General features: G+C 44.5%; 10 protein-coding genes. 6 read left to right on the forward strand and 4 right to left on the reverse strand.

The annotated features are described in order from the left end of the window. Nucleotides 1-269 precede the first annotated feature (269 nt). Complete coding sequence (locus BCV39_RS00155; protein ID WP_004733418.1) at nt 270-677, forward strand: SulA-like leucine-rich domain-containing protein; 408 nt, start codon at nt 270-272, stop codon at nt 675-677. A gap of 294 nt (nt 678-971) precedes the next feature. Next, the gene (locus BCV39_RS00160) at nt 972-2075 is read left to right on the forward strand and encodes a phosphoribosylaminoimidazolesuccinocarboxamide synthase (protein ID WP_017055177.1); all 1104 of its coding nucleotides are present in this window, start codon (nt 972-974) and stop codon (nt 2073-2075) included. Nucleotides 2076-2215: 140 nt separating this feature from the next. Here BCV39_RS00160 and BCV39_RS00165 read toward each other — a convergent pair whose 3' ends face one another. Both BCV39_RS00165 and BCV39_RS00170 read right to left on the reverse strand, forming a co-directional pair. Continuing rightward, nucleotides 2216-2593: a hypothetical protein gene (locus BCV39_RS00165; RefSeq protein WP_019821854.1), complete on the reverse strand. Its 378-nt coding sequence runs from the start codon at nt 2591-2593 to the stop codon at nt 2216-2218. Between the two features lie 203 nt (nt 2594-2796). Next, complete coding sequence (locus BCV39_RS00170) at nt 2797-5175, reverse strand: helicase-related protein (protein WP_102433133.1); 2379 nt, start codon at nt 5173-5175, stop codon at nt 2797-2799. 184 nt (nt 5176-5359) lie between these two features. Here BCV39_RS00170 and BCV39_RS00175 point away from each other — a divergent pair, with 184 nt between their 5' ends. The 3 genes from BCV39_RS00175 to BCV39_RS00185 all read left to right on the forward strand — a co-directional run bounded on the left by BCV39_RS00175 (nt 5360) and on the right by BCV39_RS00185 (nt 9610). Next, entirely contained in the window at nt 5360-7048 is a 1689-nt protein-coding gene (locus BCV39_RS00175; RefSeq protein WP_019821850.1) for an NAD-dependent malic enzyme, read from the forward strand. Between the two features lie 193 nt (nt 7049-7241). Next, nucleotides 7242-8042, forward strand: a complete 801-nt coding sequence (locus BCV39_RS00180) for an ElyC/SanA/YdcF family protein (protein ID WP_055319824.1) — start codon at nt 7242-7244, stop codon at nt 8040-8042. Between the two features lie 197 nt (nt 8043-8239). Further along, nucleotides 8240-9610 (forward strand): DASS family sodium-coupled anion symporter, encoded by a 1371-nt coding sequence (locus BCV39_RS00185; RefSeq protein ID WP_102433134.1) that lies wholly within the window; start codon nt 8240-8242, stop codon nt 9608-9610. Nucleotides 9611-9832: 222 nt separating this feature from the next. Here BCV39_RS00185 and BCV39_RS00190 read toward each other — a convergent pair whose 3' ends face one another. Continuing rightward, a complete protein-coding gene (locus tag BCV39_RS00190) occupies nt 9833-10183 on the reverse strand; it encodes a GlpM family protein (RefSeq protein WP_048663603.1) in 351 nt (116 codons plus the stop codon). Nucleotides 10184-10306: 123 nt separating this feature from the next. Continuing rightward, nucleotides 10307-11602 carry a GGDEF domain-containing protein gene (locus BCV39_RS00195; protein WP_048659547.1) on the reverse strand — a complete coding sequence of 432 codons (1296 nt, stop codon included), beginning with the start codon at nt 11600-11602 and terminating at the stop codon, nt 10307-10309. Nucleotides 11603-11904: 302 nt separating this feature from the next. On the opposite strand from BCV39_RS00195, the gene BCV39_RS00200 reads away from it, so the two are divergent. After that, nucleotides 11905-12729 carry a DUF2797 domain-containing protein gene (locus BCV39_RS00200; protein ID WP_017063586.1) on the forward strand — a complete coding sequence of 275 codons (825 nt, stop codon included), beginning with the start codon at nt 11905-11907 and terminating at the stop codon, nt 12727-12729. The last annotated feature ends 100 nt before the right edge of the window (nt 12730-12829 follow it).

The following is a 12829-nucleotide window of genomic DNA, read 5'->3' on the forward strand; positions in this document are numbered from 1 at the left end:
TCTTCTCTCTTCTCTCTTCTACACAGGTATATACAGTACTTTTCTGTCAAAACCACTGTATACACCTGTGTAAAGCTCACATTTTTTCAACTGATGAGACAAAACAGCAAATTCATTCAAATTTAATTTATCAAATAATTTCAATAGCTTAATTACATTTCACCCATAATTCCAGACGAAATCGTCCAATAATCCCGCAAAAAACGCTTGATCTTATAAGCAACTAAAACTACTGTATACACATACAGCATGTATATAAGGACAGCAAAATGATTCAAGCACACGTTAAAGCCCAACACTCTAGCCCGCTAGTTCACTGCGCATTTACATCAGTTTCTCGTAAAAGCAAAAATTCAAACGAGGAAGCATTGTTTGCAAGAATGGCGTTGCTGTCCAATCAACACCAGTGGCTACTTTTTACGGCTCAAACACCAAGACCATCGGCTAAGCAGCTTAAGCAACATAATGTTTGCTGCGACCGTGTTATTCATATGAAAGCCTCTCACCAGATGACGGAAGTTGAAACGGTTGAGAAAGCCATCCGCTCTAAGAATGCGAGTGCGATTGTTGCAAGTGCATCGATTGATCAATTCAGCCAACAGTACCTAAGAACACTAGGTATGCGCTTTCAATGTGAAGTCTTCTTTATGGATGCAAATTCAGAGCGTATTCACTGATCTACCTTGCTTAACATTTTGGTTCACAAACATAGCTTAATCTTTTAGCTAACAAACTTAAGTTAACTCGACAGCATAGCTCTAAAACACAGTCCAAACATACTGCCTTCCTCTGCCCTACAATTCGCCAATTATTCAGCGGATAGTTAGGCGGGGGTTTTTATTTGATCAATAGATTTAGCAATCGTTTGCTTTTTCTCTGGAAGCAAACAGTAGATTGGGTATAATGCCCGTCTAATCATGTGCACACCGCACTTCTCTGTATGACGTTTGATAAAAGATAGGAATGTCTAAATGAGCCTTGCTGATCAAGTTCTTGCCGTAAATGATGACCTACCAATCCGTACTGACAAACCTGTCCACAGTGGCAAGGTTCGCTCAGTCTACTGGTTAACTGAAGAAGATAGCCAACGACTAATTAAAGAGAAAGGTTACGATGTAGCACCAGATGCGCCTTTAGCAATCATGGTGATCAGTGACCGTATCTCTGCATTTGATTGTATCTGGCGTGGTGAAGGGAATCTGAAAGGTGTTCCAGGTAAGGGAGCAGCTCTAAATGCTATCTCTAACCACTGGTTCAAATTGTTTAAAGACAACGGCCTTGCTGACAGTCATATCCTTGATATCCCTCACCCATTCGTATGGATTGTACAAAAAGCTCGCCCAGTCATGATCGAAGCGATTTGTCGTCAATACATCACAGGCTCTATGTGGCGTGCATACGCGAACGGCGAACGTGAATTCTGTGGTATCGAGATGCCTGAAGGCCTAGAGAAAGACAAGAAGCTACCAGAGCTGCTTATCACGCCTTCTACTAAAGGGATTTTGAAAGGTATTCCTGGCGTTCCAGAAGCTGATGATGTGAACATCACACGTAACAACATCGAAGACAACTTCGCAGCATTCAACTTCACTCAGGCAAGTGACATCGCGCATTACGAGAAGCTGCTAAAAGAAGGCTTCAACGTGATTAGCCAAGCACTGGCGAAAGTAGACCAAACCTTTGTCGACACTAAGTTTGAATTTGGTTACGTCAACGATGCTCAGGGCAAAGAAAAACTTATCTACATGGACGAAGTTGGTACTCCAGATTCATCTCGCATTTGGGATACTCAGGAATACAACAACGGCAACATCGTTGAGAACTCAAAAGAAGGCTTCCGTCAGTTCCTGCTTAACTACTTCCCTGATGCCGACATTCTATTGAACAAAGAACGTATGCCAGAACGTGAAGCACTAGCTCGTGACAATGAGCTGCCTCTTGATTCGCTAATGTCTCTTTCTCGTACTTACCTTGATATCGCTGCGAAAATCACAGGTGCTGAGATTGTCTTGAGCGAAAATCCTAAGCAAGAGATCATTGATGTTCTGCGCGCTGACTATGGTCTAATCGACTAGTGGCTTAATCGCTTTATCTCAAAGTAGAAAGCTAGAAAGCTCGTAAACACAGGTTTTAGATACTAAAAGGGCCTCAATATTGAGGCCCTTTTTACGTGTGCGTTTTACTAATCCTGAGAGAGGTTATAGGCGAACTGAAGTTACAGCCTAATCGTGAACTCTTCTCCAGAATTACCCGCAATCACTAAATGACTGCGCGATTCAATATACTCGATCTGCTCTTCTTCAAGAGAATATGGCATCACTACTTTGAGCTCATTGATTCCTTCCAGCTTCGCGAGCTTGAGTAAGGTCACAATATTCGACTCATCACTTTTACGCGTCGACATTGATTTCAATGCCATCTGCCATAAACGATCTTCAGGGCTTGCTAGCTCTTTAATGCTATCTCGCCAGACGGTACTGAATACTGGCGCAATTGTGGTGAGTGCTTCCAGAAAAGTCCATTTTTTACTGCATGAGGCGCCAAGAAATGTTGTGTAATCGAACTCTACACGCGTCTCTTCCTGTTTATCCATGATGTCCCCCGACACTTTGGCAACACAATATACTCAATATCTATCAACTCTTTCTTTATAGCAATAGGATATAGAAGAATAGTCTTTTATGACCTTTTGATTGGTTAAAAAGGCATATAAAAATCAAACTTGTAACAAAATAAGCACTGAAAAATCATATATGCACCTATTTGATTAATATTTTAGAGATAAAACTTATCCATCTATTTGATATCAATTATTCGGCTCGCTTTTTTGTACTGAATGCGCCAGCCTGACCATGTCGGTAGCTCCCAACGTTTTGGCGATAACTTTCGACTACCCGATTGATAGTGAACGTAAATCAGCTTTCTCGCGGGCAAGTATTCTACATCGAGTTGCAAGTCGGCAAGGCTCAATGCAAACGGGTATTTTTCCGAAAATTCTGAATAGAGCCAAGTTGGAATGCCATCGAACGGTATGTCTGAGTGGTCAAACATTTCCAATTCGCTGACATCAGTAACCCCTAACACTTCAAGCTGCTCTATAAACCATAGCTCAAAGTTAATGTTCTCAATTTCTGGTGTGTATTGTGTTTGCTCATCGAGACCGAGTTTCACATACAGCTGCCAATGCTTAATCTCTTGAGTGCGAACCTTTGCAAAACCAGGAAGTTGAGCACCACTTACCACGAGATCGACGATAGGCTTTAATGATAGTTGCCCTTCAGCCGCGACAAGCTTGGTTGTAATCGTGCGGCCTGCGTACATCAACGCCATCTCGGTAAAGACGCCATCATCATTCACAACGGTTTCACCTTGCTCCCAATCTCCTAACTCAGCATCAACTATAAGCTCAAGAGGAATAGGTGCAGTGACCGTCGCTAAGGCCAGTGTTTGCTTAACCCCTCTTCCCGGCAAGCTGTGGGTGTCTAGCACCAACATAGCTTGTGCATTGTCCGGGAAACGGTTCTGGCGACCAAGTACCACCTCTAACACTCCATTAGCAAAGGCCTCTTTCCTTTTCAGCCGGCGCACAAACACCAGTTCAGGATGAAGATCCACAATAGTCTTAAGTAGTTCAATGCGTTGAAAACGTGACGCGACTTCTAGCTGAGGAAGTTCAAATACCTCACGCATTTGCTTAGCTAGACCTTGAGCTTCATTCAGTGCCTGTAGGTCTATTTCTAAATGCGGATATTCGCGACCACGCACAATCTGAATTAACAGGCTTAAATCACACCCTTCTTTCTCCTGTTGCGCCAGTGCTTCCAGATGTTCTGCACTGTTCGGTAATTGATACAAGCGAGCAGGCACAGACAACGCCGCTGTGAGATCGACCATCGCTTCTTTGAGTGCTTTGGTTTTGATGCGAGTTACAATGTCTGCATACAAAGCATCAATCGGCAGTGGATACAGCTTTTTGCCGTGCTCGGTAATTTGATGGTCGGCGTTAATCGCTTCCATCGTCAGCAAGATTTGAGTTGCGCTATTTAGCGACTTCTCAGGAATAGGGTCGAGGAAAGATAAACTATCAAGAGTCGCACCACAACATGCCGCCGCCAACATAGGTTCGGTCAGCTCTTCACGCTGCAATTCAGGAGGCGTAACCAATTCTAACGCTGCGTGTTCGCCATACAAACGAACACAAACGCCGTCCATTACCCTACCCGCACGACCCGCGCGTTGTTTGGCACTAGCGCGTGATATGGATTTCAACATTAAGGTGGTTCTGCCGTTGCGTTGAACGGTGCGTCTTTCTAATCCTGAATCTATCACCACACCAATATCAGGAATGGTTAATGAGGTTTCCGCAACGTTTGTAGCAAGGATGACCTTTCTCTGGCCATCACCTTCAGTATTGGTATTCCGACCCGATAACGCTAAATCTCGCTCTTTATCACTCACCGAGGCATGCAATTTAACGACTTGGATATCTGGATTTTTCGCTAAAGCTTGTTCGCATTGCACGATCTCTTTTTTACCCGGCAGAAAAACCAACATATCGCCAGAAGACGCTATCAGTTGATGATTCACCTCTTCCGCGATGCGCTGTTCTAGATGTCGACTATCAGGCAGTGTTCTGGATTCATTCGCTCGGTGTTCAATCTCGACTTGATAAGTTCGCCCTTCACAGCTAATTCGATTCGCATCCAAATAATGAGCAAGGCGTTCACCCTCAATGGTTGCTGATGTGATCACTAAACGATGACTCGCTTTTTGTTTCAAAATCGCCACCAGCAAGTCGATATCCCAGCGCCTCTCGTGAAACTCATCCACCACAATTACATCAAAGCCAGCGAGTCCATCTTCTGATAACCAGCGCAGCGCGATACCGGGCGTAACAAAAACAACGTCAGTTTGCTCGTTATATTCCGATTCGAGCTTAATCGCATAGCCCACTTTGCTACCAAGCTTCTCGCCCGATTGTTGTGCGAGATATTTAGCCAGTGAAGTACACGCGATGCGTCTTGGTTCAACCACCAGAACTCGCCCATGTTGGGAAGCCCAAATTGGCAACCGCGTAGATTTACCTGATCCGGTTTCAGCCTCTACTACAAGGTGAGAATTAACGATTTGTTGGTGAAATACATTTTGATAAGCATCGATGGGAAGTAATGACATAAAAAGGGAGCGTCGCGAAAAAGTGTGAGCAAAGTATAACGAATTATCGTGTTGAAATTCGATAAGTGTGGGGCAGAGGTAAGAATATCATTTTGTTTGCTCAGATCGTGGAGAAACTATTTACAATTGAATAACTAAACCGTTATCATTTTTCAGTTACCCTTTCTCCCATATTAGGCATCCAATGAACAACGATAAACGCCCTCTATATATCCCTTATGCAGGTCCTGCTCTACTAAGTACCCCTCTTCTAAACAAAGGCAGCGCATTCTCTGCTGAAGAGCGTAGTTCTTTCAACCTTGAAGGTTTGTTACCGGAAACAACCGAAACAATCCAAGAGCAAGTAGGACGTGCATACAAACAATATTGTAACTTCGAAAGTGATATGGATAAGCATATCTACCTTCGTAACATCCAAGACACTAATGAAACGCTTTTTTATCGTTTAGTTCAAAACCACATCTCTGAAATGATGCCTATCATTTACACGCCAACGGTTGGCGCAGCATGTGAGAACTTCTCAAATATTTACCGTCGTGGTCGTGGTCTGTTTATTTCATACCCGAACCGTGACCGTATCGATGATCTACTGAATAATGCGACAAACCACAACGTTAAAGTTATCGTGGTTACGGATGGTGAGCGCATTCTTGGTTTGGGAGACCAAGGCATCGGTGGCATGGGTATTCCAATTGGTAAGCTAGCACTTTACACAGCGTGTGGCGGCATTAGCCCAGCTTACATGCTACCAATCGTGCTCGATGTGGGTACCAACAACCCTCAACGTCTTGCTGACCCAATGTACATGGGCTGGCGTCACCCTCGTATCACAGGTGCTGACTACGATGCATTCGTTGAAGAGTTCATCCAAGCGGTTCAACGCCGTTGGCCTGATGCATTAGTTCAGTTCGAGGATTTCGCACAAAAGAACGCAATGCCACTGCTTGAGCGTTACAAAGATCGCATCTGTTGTTTCAACGATGACATCCAAGGCACAGCAGCCGTAACGGTTGGCTCTCTACTTGCAGCATGTAAAGCAGCAAACAGCAAACTGTCAGATCAGCGTATTACCTTCTTAGGTGCGGGTTCTGCAGGTTGTGGTATTGCTGAAGCTATCATTGCTCAAATGGTGTCTGAAGGTATCAGCGATGCACAAGCTCGCTCTCAAGTTTACATGGTTGACCGTTGGGGTCTGCTACAGGAAGGCATGCAAAACCTACTTGATTTCCAACAGCGTCTTGTTCAAACCAACGAAAACACTAAAGACTGGGAAAGCGACGGCACTGGTTTCTCTCTACTGGACGTTGTTCGCCACGCGAAGCCAACCGTATTGGTTGGTGTATCTGGTGCTCCAGGTCTATTCAGTAAAGAAGTCATCAAAGAGATGAACCTGCACTGTGAACGCCCTATCGTGTTCCCACTGTCTAACCCAACAAGCCGTGTTGAAGCGACACCAAACGACATTATTCGTTGGACTGATGGCCAAGCACTTGTTGCGACAGGTAGCCCATTTGAGCCAGTAGTTCACAATGGCACGACTTACCCAATCGCTCAGTGTAACAACAGCTACATCTTCCCAGGTATTGGCCTTGGTGTATTAGCTGTGAATGCTTCACGCATCACTGACGAAATGCTAATGGAATCAAGCCGTGCACTTGCAACGTGTTCTCCACTAGCAATCAATGGCACAGGCGCTCTACTTCCGCCATTAGAAGAAATCCACACGGTATCGAAGAAGATTGCTCTTGCTGTTGGTAAGAAGGCGATTGAACAGGGCGTTGCTCTAGAGATCACTGAAGAAGCACTGCAACAAGCGATTGACCAGCACTTCTGGCAGCCAGTTTACCGTCGCTACAAGCGCACGGCATTCTAATAAAGCGTGCTGTACTTTGAATAAAGCGTACTGCGCTTGGAATAAAGAGCGTTAACGACTCTTATATGAGCCTCTGCCATTGCAGGGGCTTTTTTCTTTACACTGTCTTGTCTTTTTAACTGATTTTTCTCATTTTTATTTGGTATTATCGAGCACTCAAAAATTAATGCTCAGTCAAAGGACCATACCGAGAGTGAAATTTGATTCTCACATTATCCGTAGCTACTTAAATAAAGCTTACAAAAAACTGCAAGGTTTTCTGTTTGGCGCTTTCCTCGTGTTCTTAGTAGGCAGCGCTGCGGTTATTGCGATCGATTATTGGGTTTCATGGCAAGCGGAAGATCGCATCATCTACGATATTGATGAAGTGCCCGAGCTTGAGGTCGCTGTTGTGCTTGGCACGAGCAAATATTTGGGTCGTACACTCAACGATTATTATAAGCACCGAATCGAAGCCGCGATTGAGCTCTTCGACCGTGAAAAAGTCGACCAGTTTCTGTTAAGTGGCGATAACGCTCATCGCTCTTACAATGAGCCGTGGACGATGAAACGCGACTTGTTGAAAGCTGGCGTCCCCGATGAACGTATCAATCTAGATTATGCTGGTTTCAGAACCTTAGACTCGATTGTTCGCGCCAAAAAGATATTCGATACCGATAACTTTCTGATCATCACCCAGAAGTTCCACTGTGAAAGAGCACTATTCATCGCCAATTCTTACGATATTCATGCGCAGTGTTTAGCGGTTTCAGGTCCAACCCACCATTCCGGAACCTCAATACGCTTACGAGAAGTGTTTGCGCGTACAAAAGCATTCCTTGATCTGTATATTATGGGGACAACGCCAAAGTTCCTTGGACCTAAAGAGCCGATTCAACCCAGTCCAAAACCGGAATCATTTCCGATTCCAAATCCTATTACTGACCCCACTATAAACCCTGATGTAGACCCTACAGCAAGCCCGATTGCAGGCCCAACAGAGACCGATGTGTAGAAAACTACACATTTTGAATTTGTTGCCTCACACTTCCCCGTTGTTAAGCAAAAACACACCAACACTCCTTTATTAACTTGAGTAACATTCTTCCAACAAAGTCTGACCCTACATCAAGCTATATACCTCGAAAATAATAAGCACGACTCAACGAAGTAGTGCACCAATAAAACGAGGATAAACAAAAGGAGCGCCTTATGACGGCACTTGTTACTACACTGAAACACTGGTTGTTTACCCGCAACAGCATGATATTAATTGGTAATTTCACGCTATTTGCAGTTTTGCTTAATACCCTGCCATTCGAAGCACAAGTGAATACAGGTTTAAGTATTCTCGTGTTCGTTGCCATTCTATGGTTAACAGAAGCGATTCACGTCAGCATCACCGCTTTGCTCGTTCCCCTATTGGCTGTCTTGTTTGGTGTATTCAACACGCCCGCAGCGCTAGCTAACTTTTCGAACCCAATCATCTTCTTATTCATGGGTGGTTTTGCATTGGCAGCCGCACTGAACAAGCAAGAGCTAGACAAAGCAATTGCTGACAAAGTACTGCTGATAGCAAAAGGCAGAATGTCGGTCGCTGTGTTCATGTTGTTCGGTGTGAGTGCGGGTCTATCCATGTGGATCTCAAACACGGCCACCACTGCAATGATGCTTCCTCTTGTTCTTGGCATCATGAACAAAGTCGACCAAAGTGAAGACCGCAACACCTACGTGTTCGTACTGCTGGGTATCGCTTACTGTGCTTCAATCGGTGGTATCGCAACCTTAGTTGGTAGCCCACCAAACGCAATTGCAGCGGCAGAAGTTGGCTTGAGCTTCACAGAGTGGATGGCACTTGGCCTACCAATCTCAATGATCTTACTGCCAATCGCGATGATTATTCTTTACGTGATGACTAAGCCAAAGCTTGACCATAAATTCGAGCTAGACCATGCTCCAGTTGAGTGGACAAACAGCAAGAAAATTACACTGTCTATCTTCCTTTTAACGGTAACGCTTTGGATATTCGGTAAGCCAATCAATGCAATGATCGGTGGCTTCTCGAAGTTTGATAGCTTGGTTGCGATTGGCGCGATTGTATTGCTTGGCGCTTCTAGAGCAGTCGAATGGAAAGATGTTGAGAAGACAACGGATTGGGGCGTATTAATCCTATTCGGTGGCGGTATCTGTTTAAGTAACATTCTTAAAGCAACCGGAACCAGTGTATTCCTAGCACACTCTCTAAGCGGTTTCTTAGAAACAGCAGGCGTACTGCTAACGATTCTAGCGGTAGTAGCGTTCGTCGTATTCCTAACTGAATTCGCAAGTAACACAGCGAGCGCGGCATTGCTTGTCCCTGTATTTGCGACCATTGCTGAAGCGCTGGGTATGTCGCCGGTTATCTTGTCTGCACTGATTGCGGTTGCTGCATCTTGTGCCTTCATGCTGCCAGTAGCAACACCACCTAACGCAATCGTGTTTGGCTCAGGCCACATCAAGCAAAAAGAGATGATTCGAATCGGTATGGTGTTGAACCTAGTTTGTATCCTAGTTCTGACACTGTTCGCTTGGATTTTCTGGTAAGGATAACGCCTTATAGGCCGTGCTCCCCTAGACTGGTTGCAGTTCCCCCGGCTCAACAAGTACAAAAATGCCCGCTCAGTGTGAAGCTTTCTGTTACTTGAAGCTATCACTGAGCGGGCATCCAAAAAAACAATAAAACGCTTTTCCCTTTTGGTGGCTCTTCGCCACCTTTTTTGTATCAGCTCGCCATCAACCTATCATTACCGCTCTAAGACCTGGTTCTCACGCCACACTTGGCACCAAGCGCGTCCAACCTAGCAGCAACATCGAAGCACACAATACCCACACTAAGGTCGCTAACGAGAGTGTCGACACCAAATTGTATCGATAACTAAACACATACACAGCGCCAAGATAAGCCGCGTATGGCACAAGCGAAAATAAGCCAAACAAGGCTGTGGTGCGTAACTCCACCATGGTTTGTTCCGTGCCGACAATGTAGTGAGCAATCAGAGCAAAGGTCGGAAACAGCGGCACTAAACCAGAGATGTAGAAGCTCTTACTCTTCGACAACAGCGCAATCAATAAAACAGCCGCAGCACCCAACAAGCATTTAAAGAACAGGGAAATCATTTCAATACGTTATCCAAACAAACCAACAAAAGCTTTAGAGGTTAAACTCATATAGCGCCCATAAAAACGCCACACGTCACATATGTACGTGTGGCTTATAAACTAATCAAAACAATTTTCAGATTAGTGACTCAAGATCACCTGATTTCGACCTGAATGCTTCGCTTGATATAAAGCTTCATCAGCGCGAGCAATGGTCTCTGTCACTCGCTCTTGTTTCATCTCAGCGATACCAATACTGCATGTCAGTGGATCGCCATGAACCCAAAGGTGCTGGCTAACTAAGAGTCGGATTTTCTCAGCCTTTCTTTGTGCTTCGCCAAGATCAGTCTCCGGGCAAAAAACAATAAACTCTTCACCACCCCACCTCACCAACTTGTCGGTAGCGCTGATCGAACTGCCGACCACCATGCTAAACTCGCGTAAAATATGGTCACCCATTTGGTGTCCGTATTTGTCATTCACGCTCTTGAAGTAGTCAATATCGAGATACAACATACTTAGCTTTCCATGCCCCTGCTTAACCTGCTGAGACTGCATTTTTAGCCAATCACGAATCGCGTGTCGGTTTAGTATTCCGGTCAACTCATCACGGTGTGCCATTTCAGAGAATTCAAAGTTTTGCTCTCTCAGTGCTCGGTTGACGTTCTTAAGGTGATGGTGTCTTTTTTCGGCAATCAGCATACGCTTTCTTGAACTGTTTAATTCAGAAAGCAAGAACACCGTGCCGGTTCCGACCCAAACAAACAGTAAAATAAGGAACAAGCTCTCGCCTGTGATGTAAGAGCCTTCAAACTCGATGCTACGGATAACGATTCTATGATGGCCAAGCTTCGCACCAGATGCGGTAGCAAACTCAACCATATTCACATTCGAATACTCGGGTGCTGAGTGCTCTAGCGCAATGTCGTTATCAGCTAACCACCACGTCATTACTTGCAGGTTTTTGATCGGAATCTCAATCACACCACCATCAACGCCCGGAGAAAACTCCATCCCGTTGTACTTATGTGTGTACTCGTTATCCGGAACTGAATAAGCAGGGTTATAGTTACGTAGGTAGGTTCTCAAACGGCCGCTTGAGTCAGCCTCAGCATGGTAATCGATGTTCACTCTAAAAGTGTGATATTGGGAAAGGTCAAGACCTGTGGTTATATCTGGATCGATACGAATCGATAAGCCGCAGTAAGGCCAAGGATACTCTGATTCCTTTAGCTCACAGTTAAGAACATATTGGCCATTTTCATAGGATAATTGAGAGGTACTGACACCCCTGTCAACTTGATCGCTGGTCGCGATAAACTCATATTTATCTGGCGTAATTGCCGTTATCACACGATTTCCGCTCACACGGTAATACTGCACAATGGCAAGTGTTGCGATAACTAGAAAGATAACAATCTTATGGATCCACTTCACGTCTAAGCTTCCGGCTTATATCCCTAGAGTTGGGATTTTACGATATAAAATAAGTTACGTGAATTAGTGAGCTTAATACCAATAATTCACTAAAAAACGTTATATCACGCCTGAACAAAATGTCATACTATATTTTCATGCTTACATTTCATGCTGATTATTTACGCCGAGAATCAAGTATTATTGCGTATAAAAATAGGCTCCATTTGTTATACTCATCGCATAATCATCGTTAACCGAACAGGCTGCTTACAGAGCATTCGAGTCGACGAAATAATAATCAAAATACAACGAGTAATGTCATGTCTTTATTAGCGAAAGGAACACTCAAGAAGATGAGTGCTTCCCTTGATGGTGCGGTAACCTACCGTTTGCCTGTAGGCGAAGAGTTTGTAGAACTAAACCCTCTGATTGGTAAAACCATCAACCTCACTCACACGGGCAATATTTTTTGCTGCTCGTGTGGCAAGAAAACCAAGAAGAGCTACTCTCAAGGCCACTGCTTTGTGTGCATGAAAAAGCTAGCCAGCTGCGATATGTGCATCATGAAACCGGAGACTTGCCACTACGATGAAGGCACATGTCGTGAGCCTCAATGGGGTGAAGAGAACTGCATGGTTGATCACTTCGTTTACCTATCAAATACATCAAGCCTAAAAGTAGGTATCACTCGTCATACACAGATCCCTACCCGTTGGATTGATCAAGGTGCGACTCAAGGCCTACCAATCTTGAAGGTAAAAACGCGTCAGATTTCTGGCCTTATCGAAGTTGAATTAGCAAAACACATCGCCGATAAAACCAACTGGCGCACGCTGCTAAAAGGCGACGGCGACGATATGGAATTGGTAGAGAAAGCAAAAGAGCTGCTACCACTGGTTGAGGATAAAATCCAAGAGATCAGAGCAAAATTTGGTGACGATGCGATCGAAATTCTAAGTGAGAACATCACTTCATTGAGCTACCCCGTTGAACAGCACCCTGTGAAGATTGTATCGCACAACTTTGATAAGAACCCAGAGGTGACCGGTGTACTTCAAGGCATTAAAGGCCAATACCTTATCTTGGATACTGGTGTGATTAACATCCGTAAATTCGGTTCTTACGAAGTTGAGGTTTCTGCTTAATCAGCTGAGCGCCATCACAAGTGAGATACAAAAATGCCCTGACGCTTTAGCTTCAGGGCATCTTTCATTTCAGATGAGACGATCAGCTTTAATAAAGCAA

This window comes from Vibrio sp. 10N.286.55.E10, assembly GCF_002872555.1.
GTDB classification, from domain to species: domain Bacteria; phylum Pseudomonadota; class Gammaproteobacteria; order Enterobacterales; family Vibrionaceae; genus Vibrio; species Vibrio crassostreae.